Here is a 17,618-nt window from a genome sequence, read left to right on the forward strand (position 1 = left end):
AACACCTTACATCGTAGAGGGTTTAAGGACCAGCTCCGCGACGACGGCCCAGTGGTCGGAGCCGGCGATGACGCGGGTGCCGAACTCACGCACCCCGATGCGCCGCTCGACCAGGACGTGGTCGAGCGGCACCGGCGGCGTCCAGAACGGCAGCGCCGCGTGCGCCGAGGTCTTGCGCGGCCACGTCGGCGCCAGCCCCCGCCCGCGCGCGGAGGCGGCGTCGCGGAACCCGGCCCGCAGCAGCCGGCGCAGCGCCGCGTGGTCGGCGGTGGCGTTGAAGTCGCCGAGCAGCACCACCGGAGGGCCGGCCGGGTCGGGCCGCGGCTGGTCGGCGAGGTTGTCCCGCCACACCCGCACCCACCCCCGCCGCGGCGGGTACGGGTGCGCCGACTCGACCAGCACCGCCCCCGCCCCGGGCACCCGCACAAGGCCTCGGGTCTGGGCCATCGGCACCGGCGGGAGCAGCCGCACCTCGGGCTCGTCGATCGGGTGCCGGCTGAACAGCGCGGCCCCGCCGCCCCCTGGCCGCGGTGCGACCACCCGGTGCGGCAGCAGCGCCTCGATCCCGGCCGCGTGCAGCGCGGCGAGGCCCTCCTCGGTGAGCTCCTGCACGGCGAGGACGTCGATGTCGTCGACCTTCACCTGCTCGACGAACCGGGCGGTGGCCGCGGCGCCGAAGAGCAGGTTGGCCGCCATCACCCGCAGCCGCACCCCGTCGGCGGGCGCCCGCCCTGGCACGAGCCGCGACACGACCAGGCCGGCGAGCACGACCCCGGCGCCCAGGCAGAGCAGCCCCGGCCCGGTGGCCCCGGCGGCGAGGACGATCCCGCCGGCGAGGAGGGCGCCGGCGGCGGCATACGGGGTGTACGTCACCAGCTGCGTCAGGGGCGTCCCCCGCTCCGCCCCGAGCAGCCGCACCGCCGCGAACGCCGCCGCCAGCCCGGCGACCACCCAGCACACCACCGTCATGGGCTGCACGCTACCCAGCGGGTGTGACAGTTTCCGTCAGCCGGCGCTCCAGCGGCGTCCGGAACCGCGGTGTCACCCGCACACCCCCGAGCCACCCGGAAAGCTCACCGGCGGCGGAGGCGATCGCCCGGCGGGTCGCCGCGGGCACCTCCTCCAGCAGCTCGACGGCCACCTCGCCGGTGGACCGCTGCGCCCACCCGCCGACGATCCGCCCGCCCGCCCACACGGTCGGGCCGGTGTTTCCGGTGCGGTCGAACAGCTCCGGAGCATGCGGCCCGAGGTACCAGTGGCGGCTCTGGAATCCCATGACCGTCGGGTCGAGGCCGGGCAGCAGGGCGACCCACGGCCCCGGGTCCTCGACCGGGTCGGCGTCGCCGGGCAGCACGTATCCGGTCTCTCCCCCGTCCAGGGCGACCTCGACCGCCTCCAGGGCGCGCAGCGCGGCCCGGGTCTGCGTCATCGTCCAGCCGGTCCACCACTTGAGGTCGGCGGCGGTGCCGGGGCCGTAGCGGGCCAGCCAGGCGCGGGCCAGCTCGGTCCGCGCGGTCGCCGGCTCCGGCTCCCGCATCGGCTCGGGGAGCCAGTCGGGCAGGCACGACCAGGCGTACTGGGTGCTGATCCAGCTGCCGAGCGGGCGGCCGCGCACGATCCGGCCGTCGGCGGCGAGCAGGAGCAGCAGCCGGCTGGTGACGTACTGGCTGCCCTGCGGCAGCACCATGAGGGTGCGCAGCCGCGGCTCGTCGGCGGCCAGCTGCGCGGCGGTCGCGCTGCCCCGGCGGCGCAGCGCCTCGTACGTCGACTCCTCCACCTCGGCGAGCCAGGCGGCGTCGCCGGCCCCGGCCTGGGCCAGGTGGCGCAGCAGGTGCTTACGCTGCTCGGTGGCGACCGCGCGGGTCGCGCCGGCCTGCACGACCCCGGCGAACCCGACCGGCACGACGAACATGGTGCGCCGCATGCCGAGCATCCGCAGCAGGGTCCGCCGCTCGTACAGCGCCTCCTCGACGTTCGCGACCAGCGGCGCGTGCAGCCGGGCGGCGACCGACAGGTGCACGGTCGCCGGGTCGGTCGCGTGCAGGGCCACCAGGTCGGCGGCGACGTCCTCGGGTCCCTTGCCGGGCGGCACCGGCCCGGCCAGCCCGTGCCGCCAGGCGAGCCGGGCCCGGCGCTGCCCGGTGTCGATGTGGAAGGTCACGCGATCAAGTATCGCAACCGTACCGGACGGTAACCTGTGTGCCATGACGCGATTCGTGCAGGGCGGCCCGTCGCTGCGTGACCCGTACACCGCCGACCCCCAGCTGCGCGGCTGGCTGGACCGGCTGCTCGGCGAGGACGGCCACGCCGCCGCCGGGCAGCGCCTGGCCGGCCTGTCCGCCGAGGTGCTCGGGCCGCTGCGGGAGGCGCACCACGACGCCGAGACGCACCCGCCGGCGCTGACGCGGTTCGACGCCTGGGGCCGGCGCGTCGAGCGCGTCGACACGAGCGCCGGCTGGCAGGCGCAACGGGCCGCGGCCGCCCGGCACGGCGTCGTCGCGCTGCCGTACCTGCCGGACGCCCGCGCCGCGTGGGGCCCGGGCGCGCGCGTCGTCCAGCACGCCCTGCTGCACCTGTGGGGCCCCGAGTCGGCGACGTTCTCCTGCCCGGTCGCGATGGCCGACGGCGCCGCCGCCCTGCTCGCCCAGTCCGGCGCCCAGGGCGGGTGGCTGGCCCGCCTCACCTCGACCGACCCGGACGTCGCCGTCACCTCCGGGCAGTGGATGACCGAGTCGCAGGGCGGCTCCGACATCGCCCGCTCCACCACCACCGCGCACCCCGACGGCAGCGGCGGATGGCGCCTCACCGGCGACAAGTGGTTCTGCTCGGCGATCGACTCCGCGATGGCGGTCGCCCTGGCCCGCCCCGAGGGCGCCGGCCCCGGGTCCCGCACCCTGGTGCCGTTCCTCGTGCCCCGCTACGCCGCCGACGGCGTGCGCCCCGCCGAGGGCCTGCAGGTGCTGCGCCTCAAGGACAAGCTGGGCACCCGCGCGGTACCGACGGGGGAGGTTCGTCTCGACGGCGTCGAGGCGTTCCCGCTCGCCGACCCGGCCCGGCCCGGCCTGGCCGCCATGATGACCCTCGTCGTCGTCACCCGGCTGCACAACGCGGCCGCGGCGGCCGGCGGGATGCGCCGCGGCCTCGAGTACGCGCTGAGCTACGCCGCCGAGCGCACCATCGCCGGCGGGGTCCTCGCCGACCACCCGCTGCACCGCGCCACCCTCGGCGGCCTCGCCGTCGACGCCGCCGGCGCGTTCGCGCTCGCCGCGCACTCGTTCGCGCTGCTGGGCCGGGCCGAGCACGGCGACGCCGCCGCGGCCGCCGAGTTGCGCCTCGCCGCGCCCCTGGCCAAGCTCACCACCGGCCGGCTCGCGGTCGCCTCGGCCAGCGAGTACCTGGAGGCGTTCGGCGGCGCCGGCTACGTCGAGGACACCGGCATCCCCCGGCTGCTGCGCGACGCCCAGGTCCTGCCGATCTGGGAGGGCACCACGAACGTGCTCTCCGTCGACGTGCTGCGGGCCTTGTCCGCCGCGGACGGGGCGGCGCCGCTGCTGCACCGGCTCACCGCGGCCGCCGACGCCGGCGCCGGCGCCCACCGCCTGCCCGGGGTCGCCGAGGCCCTCGCCGCCGCGACCGCGCGCCTGGCCGCCGACGTGGCCACCGCGGCCGCCGACCCCCGCAACCCGCGGGTCGTGGCCGGGGCGCGGGAGCTGGCGCTGCGCCTGGGCCACGCCTTCACCGCGGCCCTGCTCATCGAACACGCGGCGTGGGCGGCCGGCCGCGGCGACGAGCGGCCGGCGCTACTGGCGTCGCTGTGGACCCTGCGCCGCCTCGGCCAGGCCGACATCTCCGCCGACCTGCACGAGCACTTCGCCGCCCTGATCTAAAAGCCGGATGGCTCAGGTCCGCCCAACCAGGGCTCCGTTGCTCCCGTCAGACACCGGTCGGCCCTGGGGGCCTCCCTGCCAGCGCCGTCGTGCCAAGACCACAGGTCAGCCGGGCTTGCGGCGGGAGCGCGCCGCCGCCAGGGCGTAGGCGGGGTCCCGATCGAGGTTGTACCGGTCCCGGTCGTAGCGGCGCGTGGTGCGCGGGTCGGCGTGGCCCATGGCGTCCTGCACGTCCTCCAGCGACACGCCCTCGTCCCGGGCCGCGGTCGCGAACGCGTGCCGCAGCGAGTGCGGCGAGAGCCGTTCCCAGGCCGGCACCCCGGCGTCGCGGGCCAGCCGCCGCACGAGCCGGAACACGGCGTGCCGGTCGACCCGCCCGCCGGTGGCGGTGGCGAACAGCGGCCCGGGCGTGTCGCCGCGCACCGGGAGGTACTCGTCGATGGCCCGCACCACGGCCGGGGTCAGCGCCCGCCGCCGCGCCTTGCCGCCCTTGCCGACGAAGCGCACCGTGCGGTGCCCGCGCTCCGCCCCGAGGTCCTCGACGTCGAGGGCCACGACCTCGCCGACCCGCAGGCCCAGGTCGGCCAGCAGCACCAGCACGGCCCGGTCGCGGGCCGCGGTCGGGCCCTCCAGCCGCGCGGCGGCGGCCAGCATCGCGTCGACCTCGGCCGCGGCCAGCCCGACGGTGGCCGACACGTCCCGGGCCACCCGCGGCCGGTCCGCGCCCCCGACCGGGTTGGCCGGCACCGCGTCCAGCCGCACCAGGAACTGGTACCAGCTCGACAGCGCCGAGAGCTTCCGCGCCACGCTGGCCGGCGCGAGCACCCGCCCGGTCCGTGCGTCGACGGTCGCCTCGAGGTCCCGCGCGTACGCGTTGACGTGCAGGAACGAGGCCCGCAGCGGGTCGACCTCGCGGCCGGCGCACCAGCGCAGGTACTGCTGCACGTCCCGCCGGTACGCGGCCCGGGTGTGCGCCGAGAGCCGGCGGTTGGCCAGCCACCCGTCGGTGAAGTCGCCCAGCGGCTCGCCACTCACGGGCAGCCGCGGCGGCGGGATCTGCGCCGGCGTCGTCATCTACGGGTTGACCGCCCACACGGTGGTGCGCTTGATCGGGGCGTCCTCGAGCGTCTGCGGCACCGGCACGTCGTACTCGGCCAGCAGCGTCAGATGGTCCTTCGGCAGGTACGCCCGCCCCGGGTCGCCGACCAGCACCCGCGCGCCCCGCCCGGCGGCCCGGCGCAGGTAGGCGAGCATCCGCCGGGTCATCTCCCGGCTGTAGAAGACGTCCCCGGCCAGCACCACGTCGGCGTCGGGCTCCTGCTCGAGCACGTCGCCGAGCAGCGGCGTCACCGCGACCGCGTTCGCGTCGGCGTTGATCCCGATCGCGGTCACCGCCAGCGCGTCGATCTCCACCGCCGTGACCCGGGCGGCCCCGGCGTGCATCGCCGCGATCGCCACCAGGCCCGACCCGGCCGCCAGGTCGAGCACGTCGGACCCGTGGACGAGCGCGGGGTGGTCCAGCACGTACCGCGCGAGGGCCTGCCCGCCCGCCCAGGCGAACGCCCAGAACGGCGGCGGCATCTGCTCGCCCTGCTCGGACTCGGTCCGCTCCCACAGCTCAATGGCCTCGTCGGCCAGGTGCAGGCGCACCTCGGGGGTCAGCGGCACCGGTGCGAGGCGCGTGTTGGCCAGGACGAATTGCGCGGTCATCGCTGCGGACGGTATCAAGCCCGCTTGTCACTCCTGCGTGCGACGCCCCGGGCGGTGTCCCTTCGGTACCGCCGGGCCCCATGGCGGGCCCTGAGGGCATCGACCGCGCGAGGTACCGGCGGCGGCTCTCTATGCTGGATGCCATGGCCGAAACACCCACGCCGGACGTGTCGTACCTGCTCGACCACACCAGTCACGTGCTGCGCACCCGGATGACGGCGGCGATGGCCGAGATCGGCCTCACCCCGCGGATGCACTGCGTGCTCACGCACGCACTGGGCGAGGAGCGCACCCAGATCCAGCTGGCCGAGATCGGCGGCATGGACAAGACCACGATGGTGGTCACGGTCGACGCCCTGGAGAAGGCCGGCTACGCGCTGCGCCGCCCGTCGAGCACCGACCGCCGGGCCCGGATCATCGCCGTCACCCCCGAGGGCGCGGAGCTGGCCGCCCGCAGCCAGCAGATCGCCGACTCGGTCCATGCCGCGGTGCTCGACGCGCTGCCGGAGGACGAGCGCGCGGTGTTCGTGCGGGCCCTGACCAGGCTCACCCAGGGGCACCTGGCCACCCCGGCCGAGGCGCACGGCGTCCGCCGCGCCCGCCAGTAGCGCCGCGCCGGTTTGAGGAATATCACACCCTCCCATAAGAGATAGTTCCATAGCAGACGTTCCGCTACGGTCCTACTCATGAAACAGAACCGCTGGCTCGCGCTTGCCGTGCTCGCAACCGGCATGCTCATGGTCGTTCTCGACGGCAGCATCGTCACCGTCGCCATGCCCGTCATGCAGCGCGACCTCGGGTTCACCCCCGAGGGCCTCACCTGGGTCATCAACGCCTACCTGATCGCGTTCGGCAGCCTCCTGCTGCTCGCCGGGCGGCTCGGCGACCTCCTCGGCCGCAAGCGCACCCTGCTGGCCGGGACCGCGGTGTTCGTGGCCGCGTCCGTGCTCGCCGGCCTGTCGAACGGGCCGGCGATGCTCATCGCGGCCCGGTTCCTGCAGGGCGCCGGCAGCGCGATGGCCAGCGCCGTGAGCCTGGGCATCCTCGTCACGCTGTTTCCGGACCAGCGCGAGCGGGCCCGCGCGATCGGCGTCTTCTCGTTCACCGGCGCGGCCGGCGCCTCCCTCGGCCAGGTCCTCGGCGGCGTGCTCACCGACGCCCTGAGCTGGCACTGGATCTTCCTCATCAACGTGCCGATCGGCCTGGCCACGCTGGCCCTGGCCGTGCCGTACCTGCCGGCCGACCGCGGCCTCGGCCTGCGCGCCGGCGCCGACGCGCTCGGTGCGCTGCTGGTGACCGGCGGCCTGATGGCCGGGATCTACGCCGTGGTGCAGACGAGCGGCAACCGCCTCCTCACCGCGAGCCTGGCCGTGCTGCTGCTCGCCGGGTTCGTGCTGCGCCAGGCCACCGCCCGCACGCCGCTCATGCCGCTGCGGATGCTGCGCTCGCGGCAGGTCGCTGGCGCCAACGCCCTGCAGATCCTCATGATCGGCGCGATGTTCTCGTTCCAGATCCTGATCGCCCTGTACATGCAGCGGGTCCTGCACTACTCCGCGCTGCGCACCGGCCTGGCCATGCTCCCGGCCGCCCTGGCGATCGCCGCGGTGTCGCTCGGCGCGTCCGCCCGGCTGATCCACCGCTTCGGCGAGCGCACGGTCCTCATCGCCGGCCTGGTCCTGCTGACCGGCGGGCTGGGCTGGCTCACCCGGCTGCCGGCGGACGCGCGGTACACCACGGACCTGCTCCCGGTCATGCTGCTCGTCGCCGGCGGCGGCCTGGTCCTGCCCGCCATCACGGGGCTGGGCATGTCCGGCGCCCGGCCCGAGGACGCCGGCCTGGCGTCGGGTCTGTTCAACACCGCCCAGCAGCTCGGCATGGCGATCGGCGTCGCCGCGCTGTCCACGGTGGCCGCCGCCCGCACCGCCGGCCACCTGCGCGCGGGCGCCGCCGAGGCCGTCGCGCTCACCGACGGCTACCGCCTGGCGTTCACCATCGGCGCCGTCCTGCTGGCCCTCTCCATCGCCGGCGCCGCGTTCGTCCTGCGTCCGGCCGCCGCCGGGGCACCGGACGAGCCGGCCACCGCCACCCCGGCGACGGGCGCCGCGGCGGCGGCCCGGGGGCGTCGATGAGCGCGGGGGCGGCCTGCCCCCGCATACTCAACGACGTCTGCAACACTGTCGCGCATGCTGCAGCGGGTCGGGGGCGCGTTCGGGGCGTCCGGGGTGTTGGTATCGGCGGTATTGGCGTTCGGGGCGCCCGCGGTGGCGAAGGCGCCCAGCCCCGGGCCGAGCACATCGGCGTCGGCGAACCCGAACCTCGGTCCCGCAATCGCCGGCACCGCGATGTGCACGATCAGCGACCCGCAGATCACCGACGTGTCGGGGCTGGTCGTCACGGCCGACGGGTACGCGGTCATCAACGACAGCAAGGCCGAGCGCGCCCGCGCGAAGATCTTCTTCCTGGACGAGCAGTGCCGGCCGACGCGCAGTGTGTCGTACCCGAGCAACGCCTTCGACCCGGAGGACCTCGCGGTGGCGAAGGACGGGACGCTGTGGGTCGCCGACGTCGGGGACAACACCACCCTGACCGGCAGCTCCGCCAACCGCCGCTCCTCGATCGCGCTGTGGAGCCTGGCGCCGGGCGGGAACAGCCCGGTGATCCACCGGCTGGCGTACCCGGACGGCCGCGCCCGCGACGCCGAGGCGCTCATCATGGACGAGGACGGCCGGCCGATCATCATCACCAAGGACCCGGTCGGCGAGATCTACGCGCTGACCGGGCCGCTGCCGGCCAACAACGCCAATCCGGAGCCGCTGACCCGGGTCGGCACCTTCCGGCCGCAGACGACCGGCACCACCAACCCGTACGGCATCGTCGGCACCGCCGTGGTGACCGGCGCGGCACTGAGCCCGGACGGCAAGCGCGCGGTGGTCCGCACCATGTCGGACGCCTACGAGTTCACGGTCGTGGACGGTGACGTCGTCGCCGCGATCACCACCGGCACGCCGAGGATCACCCCGCTGCCGAGCGAGCCGCAGGGCGAGGCGATCGCGTTCACGCTCGACGGCCGGTATTACGTGACGGTGTCGGACCAGCCGAAGGCGACGCCGATCCTGCGGTACTCCCCGTATCAGCCCCCGGCGCCCCCGTCCGCGGCCCCGGTGGTCCAGCCCCCGGCGCCGAAGGCGGAGGACCGCTCGTTCATGGACTCCCTGTCGCTGCGCGACATCACGCGGATCGTCATCGGCATCGGCCTGTTCGGGGTGCTGCTCGTCGTGATCGGGGTGGCCGCGGTCGTCCTGTCCCGCCGCCGGCGCCGCGCCCAGCTCGCGGCCGAGCTCGCCGCGGCTCCCGCCGACCCGGCGGAGACCGGCACCGCGCCGGCCCCGGCGGACGCCCAACCGGCTGCGGCCACCGCTTCCACCGCTCCGGCGGCCCGCGCGGCTCTCACCGAACCGCCGGCCGGCGCGGCTTCCACCGAACCGGAGGCCGGCGCGGCGGACGCCGGACCCACCGAACCGGAGGCGACCGGCCAGGACGAGGCAGACCCGGCGGCGGCCACTCCGGTGGCCGACACGTCCGCGGACAGCGTGGAGATCCCCGCGGCGGCGCGGGGCGACCAGGACGCGCCGAAGCTGGCGGTCCCGCCCACGCAGGCCACCGCCGCCGACGAGCCGGAGACGGTGGCGGCGACCTCCGCCGCCACGCCCCGCAAGCGGACAACGGGGGCGGCCAAGAAGACCGGCACGCCCCGCAAGCGGCCGCCCCGCAAGGGCGGCAACGGCTGATCATCCTCCCACGTGCCCCGAACTTGTACGATCGTACAAGTTCGGGGCACGTGGGGTTCTGGGGAGGATCCGTGGCGTATCTGTTTCTGGTGCTGGCGATCGCGGTCGAGGTGGCCGGGACCAGCCTGTTGAAGGCGACCGAAGGCTTCACGCGGTTCTGGCCGACGGCCGGGGTGCTCGTCGCCTACGCGCTGGCGTTCGTTTTCATGGCGCAGTCGGTGAAGGTGGTGCCGGTCGGGGTCGCGTACGCGATGTGGTCGGGACTCGGGACCGCGGCCATCGTGGCGATCGGGGCCATGTTCCTCGGCGAGCCGCTCAGCGCCCCCAAGGTCATCGGCGTCAGTCTGGTGATCGCCGGTGTCGTCGTGCTGAACGTCGGGGGCGCATCCCATTGATGGCGAGCGCGGCCGGTGGCGGGCGGCGCGATCCCGAAGGCCGGCGGCGGGCGCTCGCGGCGGCGGTCGTCGCGGTCGTGGCCGAGGTGGGGGTCGGACGGGCCACGCACCGGATGGTGGCGGCCCGGGCCGGGGTGCCGCTCGGGGCCACGACGTACTACTTCCCGACCCTCGCCGACCTGATCGCGGCCGGTCTCGCCCTGGTCAGCGACTCGATCGCGGACGACCTGGCGTCCTGGGAGGCGGCGATCGGCGAGGCGGGCGGCGTCGCGCAGGGGCTGAGCCGGCGGGCCGCCGAGTACGCGCGGGACCAGCGCAGGGCGCTGCTGGAGTACGAGCTGTATCTGGCCGCCGCGCGCGGCCCCCAGCTGCGGCCGCTGGCGAGGGCCTGGCTCGACGGCATGCACGAGATCCTCGCGCCGCGGGTGGGGGCGCGGGCCGCCCGCGCGATCACCGCCCTCGTCGATGGGGCCATGCTCCAGGCGGCCGTCACTGGCGACCCGATCGACCAGGCCGCCCTGGCCGAGGCGATCGAGGCCCTGTCCGCCTCGCCCCGCCCGTAGTTGGCCGGTAGGCCCCCGGGCGTCGCGACAACCCCTGGTTGACAATGACAACTGGGGGTTGTCAACATGTGGCAGTGGACCAGCACAACGAGCCTCAGACTCGAGCGGACCTCATCGACCGGCTGAAGGAGGTGCGGGCCGCGGCCGTTGAGCATGCCCGCATCGCGCGTGAGCTGGCTCGGGAACGACGGCGGCTGATCGAGGCGCTACTGGCCAGCGGCCTGTCCCAGTCCGACATCGCGCGGGAGCTCGGGGTAACCCGGCAGGCGATCCAGAAGATGGTCGAGGCCGGCGCGGAGCGGCCACGGCGATGAGACGCCGGGGCGTTCTCTACGACGCAGGCCGGGTGCTCTGGGTCAATTGGCGTCCTGTCTTCGACCCCGCGAACTTGCCGTGTGCCACCCGCTTCCGCATGACCCCCGTGGTGGTCATGCGGAAGCGGAACGCGACACCCCCGAGGCGGATCCAGAACATGGCCCTCGAAGCTTGCGGTCAGCCGGCCGGCAGGAACCCTTCCGCGCCGAGCCACGCCTCGCATGCCTGGGCCCAGCGGGCCGTGTGCGGAATGTGGATGGCACCATGCGCGCCGTAGGCGACTCCGTTCGCCAAGCCGAGGCCGTGCCATCCCCGCGGATAGATGTGCAGCTCCACGGGAATGCCGGCGTCGAACAACGCCCTCGCGTACGCGAGGGCGTTCGGGAACCCCGGCGGGTCCTCGGCGGTAGCCCACAGGAAGGTCGGACAGGTGTCAGCGTCGATGTTGCGAGCCGGTGACAGCTCCTCGCGCAGTTCCATCCGCCCGTCGAGGATCCACTGCACCGGTTCATCCGGCAGTAGGTGCAGGTCTGCTGGCGAGTAGGCGAGGATCGCGAAATCCGGCCGCGGCGGCGGCGCGGCCAGCCGTTCCGTCGAAAGCACCGTGCCAGTCGCCAGCAGGCCGGCGAGATGCCCGCCGGCGCTCGAGCCGATAACGCCGACGCGCTCACCAATGTCTAATCCGTGCTCGCCGCTACGGATCCACTCCAGGGCGGCACGGCCGGACTCCAGCGGTGCAGGGAAGCGGTGGTCGGTCATCAGCGGGTACCGCAGGACGAACGCGTGGAGCCCGATGCCGCTCAACCAGCGGGCATAGCCTTCGCCCTCGTGCTCAGTGTGGAATCGGTATCCGCCGCCTGGTAGCACGAGTACTGCCGGTCGCCGGCCGGGAAAACGCTCATCAGCCGGGTAGGAGGTGATATCGGGTTCGCCAGCGGCGTGGTCGCGCCGTACGCCTGCGGTGTTGGCCACCACCGCGTCCTGGCGCGCAGTGGTGGTACTGGTCGGGTCGGTGGTCATGTGGTCCTTCGCGTCGTTGGTGATGACGACGGAAGCAGCAACAGACAGCCGAGAAGCCCGTTCGAGCTATGAGCCGGCGTAGCGCACGCCTCACCGGCACACCGCAAGGTTCACCTGCGGCGGGCGAAGCGCAATGAGATTCCGGATAGGCTCGACCGGCGAGCGACGCAGATAACGCGCCATGGCTCAGCGGTGGCTGAAGTTGCTGCCTCCATCGTGTCGGCCCATCCGGGGCACGACAAAACCCTAGCGACCAATGCCGGCATGGTTCAAGTCATTCCGGCAAGGCCTGTAGCTTCAACCAACCATCGTTTTCTGACCAGCGGGTGCGCACCATCAGCATGAGGTCGGCGAGATCCGCCTCGTACTCGGCGTCCCAGTCGGGTGCGCGCTCGAGTACCTCGCTCAGCTCCCGATGCGCGGGGACCTGGTCCTCCGGGAACTGCGCCCGGTTGATCGCGCCGGCCGAGAAGCGGCCGTTGGCCTCGCTGGTGGCGTACCCGAGTGTGAAGGTGGAGAGCAGGCGCTCGACCCGGGGGACCTCGCCGGCGGGGACGCCGAGGTCGAGCAGTGCGGCATAGAGCGCGTCGACCAGCCGGACCGCGTCGGGGGTGACCGCGGGCCGGGACAGCAGCAGCGGGTAGGCCGATGGGTGCCGGCGGGCCAGGGCGCGGGCGGCGCGGCCGATCGCGAGCAGGCGCTGCTCCGGCGTGCCGTGGGTCGCCACAGCCGGCAGGAGTTCGGCGAGCATGCGGTCGACGAGGCCGTCAAGCAGCCCGTCCTTGTCCCCGATGTGCGGATAGAGCGCCATCGCGGTGACGCCCAGCTTCTGGGCCAGCGCCCGCATCGTCACCGCGGCGAGGCCACGCTCGTCGGCGAGTTCCAGCGCGGCGTCGAGAATCTGCCGCTTGCGATCATCGTCGGGCACCTATACATTGTAGATCTCTACAACGTAGATCACAAAGGAGATGGTCTACATGCTGGCCGCCGAAGGCCTGGTCAAGCGCTACGGCGACCGCCGCGCGCTGGACGGTTTCTCCCTGTCCGTCGCCGAAGGCGAGATCTGCGGGCTGATCGGCCACAACGGGGCCGGCAAGACCACCTTCGTCGAGGTGGTGACCGGGCTCGTCCGGGCCGATGCGGGCGCCGTCACGGTCGACGGTGTGCCGCCCCGGCAGGCGCGGGACCGGATCGGCCTGGCCCCGCAGGAGCTGTCGCTGTACCTGTCGGCCAGCCTCCGGCAGAACCTGCGGCTCTTCGGCGGGCTTGCCGGGCTGCGGGGGCGCGCCCTGCGTACCGCGATCGATGACACCGCCACGCACCTGCTGCTCACCGACTGCCTGGACCGGCCGGTGGGGCTGCTGTCCGGCGGCCAGCGCCGCCGGGCCCAGGCCGCGACCGCGCTCCTGCACCGGCCGCGGCTGCTCCTGCTCGACGAACCCACCGTCGGGGCCGACCCGGAAACCCGGGCCGCACTGCTCGATCTGATCAAGCGGACCGCCGCGGACGGGACCGCCGTCCTCTACACCACCCACTACCTGCCCGAGCTCGTCGAGCTCGGGGCGAGCCTCGCGCTGTGCGCGGCGGGCCGGGTCATCGCCCGGGGCGACCAGGAGCGGCTGCTCGCCGGCCTTCCGGGCCATCTCGACGTCACCCATGCCGACGGCCGCGTCGAGCAGATCACCACGCCCGACCCGACCGCCGCGCTCGCCCGGCTCCTCGCCGACGGCGTGCGCCCCTCGGCCGTCGACATCCGCCCGGCCACCCTCGACGACCTCTACCGCAGTCTGGCGGCGACCACCCGATGAACGCCTCGATCGTCCTCATCAGACACAACTTCGCCCTGCTGCTCGGCGAACCCGGCCCGGTGCTCAGCCGCATCGGCATGCCCCTGGTACTGATCACCGCCCTGCGCCCGCTCTACTCGGCCGCGCTCGGCTCGGCCGGTCTCATCCAGGCCGTCACCGGCATGCTCGTGCTGTTCTCCATGCTCGGGCTGTCCATCATCGCCGGCGGCATCCTCACCGAGCGCTCCTGGCACACGCTCGACCGGCTGCGCGCCACCCCGGCCCGGCCCGTGCACATCCTCGTGGGCAAGGCGGTGCCCTTCGGCGCCGTGCTGCTCGCCCAGCAGGCCGCCATCGTCGCGTACGCCATGATCGCCTTCGGGCTGCGCGCGCCGCGGCCGGACCTGTTGCTCGTTGCGGGCGTGAGCTGGGCGCTGACCTTGCTCTGCGCGGGCGCCGCGCTGGCCACCGTGGTCCGCAGTCACGGCGAGCTGAGCGCCGTCAACGACCTCGGCGGCATGTTCTTCACCGTGCTCGGTGGCGCGATGGTGCCCCTGGCGCTGCTGCCCGGCTGGCTGCGCGCCGCCGCGCCCGCGTCACCCGGCTACTGGGCCCTGCACGGCCTGGGCTCGGCGCTGGCCGGCGACCCGGCGGGCACCTTCCGCGACGCCGCCGTCCTGCTCGCGGTGGCCGCGGCGCTCGGCGTGTTCGCGGCGTGGCGGATCGCCCGCGGGTGGGGCCGCAACCGGCTCCTCTAATCGCGCACCCCACGACGGGTCGCTGCCGGGGCGGCGACCCGTCGCTTTGCGCGATCAGCCGAAGGTCTCGCCGGCCGCGGCCATGTCGAGCAGGCGCTGCGGCGGGGTGAAGCGCTCCCCGTACCGCCCGGCCAGCTCCCGCGCCCGGGCGATGAAGCCGTCCAGGCCGCCGTCGTACTGGTTGATGTACTGCAGCACCCCACCGGTCCAGCCCGGGAACCCGATGCCGAGGATCGAGCCCACGTTCGCGTCCGCGACCGAGGTCAGCACGCCCTCGTCGAGGCACCGCACCGACTCCAGGGCCTCGGCGAAGAGCATCCGCTCCTGCATGTCGGCGAACGGCACGGACCCGCCGGCGCCCGCGAAGTGCTCGCGCAGGCCGGGCCACAGGCCAGCGCGCTTGCCGTCGGCGTACTCGTAGAAGCCCGCCCCGCCGGAGCGGCCCGGGCGGCCGAACTCGTCCACCATGCGGTCGAGGAGCGCGTCGGCCGGCGACGGGGTCCAGGTGCCGCCGGCGGCGACGACCGCGGCGGCCGTGGCGTTGCGGATCTTCTGCGGCAGGGTGAGGGTCAGTTCGTCCATGAGCTGCAGTACCGGCGCGGGATAGCCGGCCTGCAGGCTCGCCTGCTCGATCGACGGGGCCGGCACGCCCTCGGCGAGCATGCGCAGGCCCTCCATGGTGAACGTGCCGATGACGCGGCTGGTGAAGAAACCCCGGCTGTCGTTGACCACGATCGGGGTCTTGCGCAGCAGCCGTACCACCGCCAGGGCCCGGTCCAGCGCGCCGGGCGAGGTCTCGGCGCCGCGGATCACCTCGACCAGGGGCATCTTGTCCACGGGCGAGAAGAAGTGCAGGCCGATGAAGTCGGCTCGGCGCTGGACGCCCTCGGCGAGCAGCGAGATCGGCAGCGTGGAGGTGTTGGAGCACAGCAGCGCGCCGGGGGCCACGACGCCCTCGATCTCGGCGAACACCTTGTGCTTGAGCCCGGGGTCCTCGAAGACGGCCTCGATGACCAGGTCGGCGCCGGCCAGGTCGGCGACCTCGGCGGTCGGCGTGATCCGGTCGAGCAGGGCCTGGTCGACCCGCTTGCGCGTGGCCGCGTACTGCTTGCCGCGCTGCGCCGCCTCGAGCGTGACGTCCTTGAGCACCACGTCCAGCCCGGCCTTGGCGCAGACGTACGCGATCGCGGCGCCCATCATCCCGGCGCCGAGGACGGCGACCTTGCCGAAGGTGACGCCGGCGGCGCCGCGGGCGTTGGCCGCCTGCAGGTCGAAGAAGAACGCCTTGATCATGTTCTTGGCGATCCGGCCGGTGGCGAGCTCGACGAAGTATCGGCCCTCGATGAGGAACGCGGTGGCGAGGTCGACCTGGGCGCCCTCGACGGCGGCGCAGAGGATGCTGCGGGGGGCCGGGTAGGGCGCGCCCTTGAGCTCCTTGCGCAGCGTCGCCGGGAACGCGGGCAGGTTCGCCGCGAACGACGGGTTGGCCGGCGTGCCACCGGGGATCTTGTACCCGGTGACGTCCCACGGCTGCACGGCGCGCGGGTTGGCCAGCACCCACTCCCGGGCCCGGTCGATGAGCTCCCCGGCCGGCACGACCGCGTGGACGAGCCCGATCTGCAGCGCCTTGGCGGGACGGTGCCGCTGGCCTTGCAGCAGTACCTCCATGAGCGCCTCGGCGATGCCGAGCATCCGGACCGTGCGCACGACACCTCCGGCGCCCGGCAGCAGGCCGAGCGTGACCTCCGGGAAGCCGATCTCGATCCGGGCGTCGTCGGCCACGACCCGGTGGTGGCAGGCGAGCGCGAGCTCGAGGCCGCCGCCGAGCGCGGAGCCGTTGAGCGCGGCGGCGACCGGCCGGCCGAGGGTCTCCAGGCGGCGCAGCAGGTCCTTGAGGTGCGTGGTCGAGGCCATGACGTCGGCGGCCTGGTCGGGGCCGATGCGGCCGAGCAGGTCGAGGTCGCCGCCGGCGAAGAACGTCTTCTTGGCCGAGGTGAGCACGACGCCGGTGATGTCGTCCCGCTCCGCCTCCAGCCGCGCGATCGTGGCCCCGAGCGCCTCGGTGAACGCGGCGTTCATGGTGTTGGCCGAGCGGGCCGGGTCGTCGATGGTGAGCAGGACGACGCCGTCCGCGCCGCGCTCGTAGCGGATGATGTCCACGTCGCTCCCCCGGTTCACAGTCGCTCGACGATCGTCGCGATGCCCATGCCGCCGCCCACGCACATGGTGGCCAGCCCGTACCGCTCGCCGCGGCGCTCCAGTTCGTCGACGAGCGTGCCGAGCAGCATGCCGCCGGTCGCGCCGAGCGGATGGCCCATGGCGATCGCGCCGCCGTTGACGTTGACCTGGTCCAGGTCGAAGCCCATGTCCTTGGCGAAGTGCAGCACGACCGCGGCGAAGGCCTCGTTCATCTCGACCAGCGCGATGTCCTCGACGGTGAGGCCCGCCTTGGCCAGCGCCTTGCGGCTGGCCGGGGCCGGCCCGGTGAGCATGATGAGCGGGTCGGCGCCGCTCACGGCGGCCGAGACGATCCGGGCCCGCGGGGTGAGCCCGAACTCGCGCCCGGCGGCCTCGCTGCCGACGAGCACCAGCGACGCGCCGTCGACGATGCCGGAGGAGTTGCCGGCCGTGTGCACGTGGTCGATGCGTTCGACCCAGTGGTACCGCTGCAGCGCCACCGCGTCGAAGCCGCCCAGCTCGCCGATGGTGGCGAACGACGCCGGCAGCGCGCCGAGGCCCTCCATCGTCGAGGCGCGGAGGTGCTCGTCGCGCTCCAGCACCACGAGGCCGTTGCGGTCCCGCACGGGCACGACGGAGCGCGTGAAGTGCCCGCCGGCCCACGCCTTCGCCGCCCGGGTCTGCGACTGCAGGGCGTAGGCGTCGACGTCCTCGCGGGTGTAGCCGTCCATGGTGGCGATGAGGTCGGCGCCGATGCCCTGCGGCACGAAGCTCGTGGCCAGGTTCGTCTCGGGGTCCATCGCCCAGGCGCCGCCGTCGGAGCCCATCGCGACCCGGGACATGGACTCGACGCCGCCGGCGAGCACGACGTCCTCCCAGCCGGCCCGGACCTTCTGCGCGGCGATGTTCACCGCCTCCAGTCCGGAGGCGCAGAACCGGTTCAGCTGTACCCCGGCGGCGGTCTCGCCCAGCCCGGCCGCGATGGCGGCGATGCGGGCGATGTCGGACCCCTGGTCGCCGATCGGCGAGACGACGCCGAGCACGACGTCGTCGATCCTGGCCGGATCGAGCCCCGGGTTGCGGCGGCGCAACTCGTCGATCAGTCCGACGACCAGCGAGATGGGTTTGACGCCGTGCAGCGAACCGTTCTGCTTGCCCCGGCCGCGCGGTGTGCGGATGGCGTCGAAAACGAAAGCCTCAGTGCTCACCTACTGAAG

At 74.2% G+C, this 17,618-nt stretch carries 17 protein-coding genes; 9 read left to right on the forward strand and 8 right to left on the reverse strand.

The features are described from left to right. Positions 1–6 precede the first annotated feature (6 nt). Both AB0M46_RS32905 and AB0M46_RS32910 read right to left on the reverse strand, forming a co-directional pair. Positions 7–969 (reverse strand): endonuclease/exonuclease/phosphatase family protein, encoded by a 963-nt coding sequence (locus AB0M46_RS32905; protein WP_363342440.1) that lies wholly within the window; start codon positions 967–969, stop codon positions 7–9. Positions 970–979: 10 nt separating this feature from the next. Beyond that, complete coding sequence (locus AB0M46_RS32910; protein ID WP_363342442.1) at positions 980–2,161, reverse strand: winged helix DNA-binding domain-containing protein; 1,182 nt, start codon at positions 2,159–2,161, stop codon at positions 980–982. Between the two features lie 43 nt (positions 2,162–2,204). Between AB0M46_RS32910 and AB0M46_RS32915 the strand changes: the two genes are divergently transcribed. Continuing rightward, positions 2,205–3,887 (forward strand): acyl-CoA dehydrogenase family protein, encoded by a 1,683-nt coding sequence (locus AB0M46_RS32915; protein WP_363342444.1) that lies wholly within the window; start codon positions 2,205–2,207, stop codon positions 3,885–3,887. 105 nt (positions 3,888–3,992) lie between these two features. On the opposite strand, the gene AB0M46_RS32920 is transcribed toward AB0M46_RS32915, so the two are convergent. Together AB0M46_RS32920 and AB0M46_RS32925 are read right to left on the reverse strand one after the other, a co-directional pair. After that, entirely contained in the window at positions 3,993–4,961 is a 969-nt protein-coding gene (locus AB0M46_RS32920; protein ID WP_363342446.1) for a tyrosine-type recombinase/integrase, read from the reverse strand. Further along, the gene (locus tag AB0M46_RS32925; RefSeq protein WP_363342448.1) at positions 4,962–5,597 is read right to left on the reverse strand and encodes a 50S ribosomal protein L11 methyltransferase; all 636 of its coding nucleotides are present in this window, start codon (positions 5,595–5,597) and stop codon (positions 4,962–4,964) included. Positions 5,598–5,740: 143 nt separating this feature from the next. Here AB0M46_RS32925 and AB0M46_RS32930 point away from each other — a divergent pair, with 143 nt between their 5' ends. From AB0M46_RS32930 to AB0M46_RS32955, 6 genes are all read left to right on the forward strand, one after another. After that, a complete protein-coding gene (locus tag AB0M46_RS32930) occupies positions 5,741–6,205 on the forward strand; it encodes a MarR family winged helix-turn-helix transcriptional regulator (protein ID WP_363342450.1) in 465 nt (154 codons plus the stop codon). Positions 6,206–6,283: 78 nt separating this feature from the next. Then, a complete protein-coding gene (locus tag AB0M46_RS32935; RefSeq protein ID WP_363342452.1) occupies positions 6,284–7,726 on the forward strand; it encodes an MFS transporter in 1,443 nt (480 codons plus the stop codon). A 54-nt stretch (positions 7,727–7,780) separates the two neighbouring features. Then, positions 7,781–9,385 (forward strand): hypothetical protein, encoded by a 1,605-nt coding sequence (locus AB0M46_RS32940; RefSeq protein WP_363342454.1) that lies wholly within the window; start codon positions 7,781–7,783, stop codon positions 9,383–9,385. Positions 9,386–9,456: 71 nt separating this feature from the next. Beyond that, positions 9,457–9,780: a multidrug efflux SMR transporter gene (locus tag AB0M46_RS32945; RefSeq protein WP_363342456.1), complete on the forward strand. Its 324-nt coding sequence runs from the start codon at positions 9,457–9,459 to the stop codon at positions 9,778–9,780. Then, entirely contained in the window at positions 9,780–10,343 is a 564-nt protein-coding gene (locus AB0M46_RS32950; RefSeq protein WP_363342458.1) for a TetR family transcriptional regulator, read from the forward strand. The genes AB0M46_RS32945 and AB0M46_RS32950 overlap by 1 nt, the downstream gene beginning before the upstream one ends. A gap of 74 nt (positions 10,344–10,417) precedes the next feature. Next, positions 10,418–10,657, forward strand: coding sequence for a TrfB-related DNA-binding protein (locus tag AB0M46_RS32955; RefSeq protein WP_363342460.1), 240 nt, complete (start codon positions 10,418–10,420; stop codon positions 10,655–10,657). 178 nt (positions 10,658–10,835) lie between these two features. On the opposite strand, the gene AB0M46_RS32960 is transcribed toward AB0M46_RS32955, so the two are convergent. Both AB0M46_RS32960 and AB0M46_RS32965 read right to left on the reverse strand, forming a co-directional pair. Next, positions 10,836–11,678 (reverse strand): alpha/beta hydrolase, encoded by an 843-nt coding sequence (locus AB0M46_RS32960; RefSeq protein ID WP_363342462.1) that lies wholly within the window; start codon positions 11,676–11,678, stop codon positions 10,836–10,838. A 274-nt stretch (positions 11,679–11,952) separates the two neighbouring features. Next, positions 11,953–12,606: a TetR family transcriptional regulator gene (locus AB0M46_RS32965; RefSeq protein WP_363342464.1), complete on the reverse strand. Its 654-nt coding sequence runs from the start codon at positions 12,604–12,606 to the stop codon at positions 11,953–11,955. Positions 12,607–12,655: 49 nt separating this feature from the next. Here AB0M46_RS32965 and AB0M46_RS32970 point away from each other — a divergent pair, with 49 nt between their 5' ends. Together AB0M46_RS32970 and AB0M46_RS32975 are read left to right on the forward strand one after the other, a co-directional pair. After that, the gene (locus AB0M46_RS32970; protein WP_363342466.1) at positions 12,656–13,486 is read left to right on the forward strand and encodes an ABC transporter ATP-binding protein; all 831 of its coding nucleotides are present in this window, start codon (positions 12,656–12,658) and stop codon (positions 13,484–13,486) included. Continuing rightward, entirely contained in the window at positions 13,483–14,223 is a 741-nt protein-coding gene (locus tag AB0M46_RS32975) for an ABC transporter permease (protein ID WP_363342468.1), read from the forward strand. Before AB0M46_RS32970 ends, AB0M46_RS32975 begins: the two co-directional genes overlap by 4 nt. A gap of 54 nt (positions 14,224–14,277) precedes the next feature. Here AB0M46_RS32975 and AB0M46_RS32980 read toward each other — a convergent pair whose 3' ends face one another. After that, entirely contained in the window at positions 14,278–16,401 is a 2,124-nt protein-coding gene (locus AB0M46_RS32980) for a 3-hydroxyacyl-CoA dehydrogenase NAD-binding domain-containing protein (protein WP_363342470.1), read from the reverse strand. Continuing rightward, positions 16,398–17,609: an acetyl-CoA C-acetyltransferase gene (locus AB0M46_RS32985; RefSeq protein WP_363342472.1), complete on the reverse strand. Its 1,212-nt coding sequence runs from the start codon at positions 17,607–17,609 to the stop codon at positions 16,398–16,400. Before AB0M46_RS32985 ends, AB0M46_RS32980 begins: the two co-directional genes overlap by 4 nt. Positions 17,610–17,618: the final 9 nt, after the last annotated feature.

This window comes from Dactylosporangium sp. NPDC051485 (assembly GCF_040682015.1).
In the GTDB taxonomy this organism is placed as follows: Bacteria; Actinomycetota; Actinomycetes; order Mycobacteriales; family Micromonosporaceae; genus Dactylosporangium.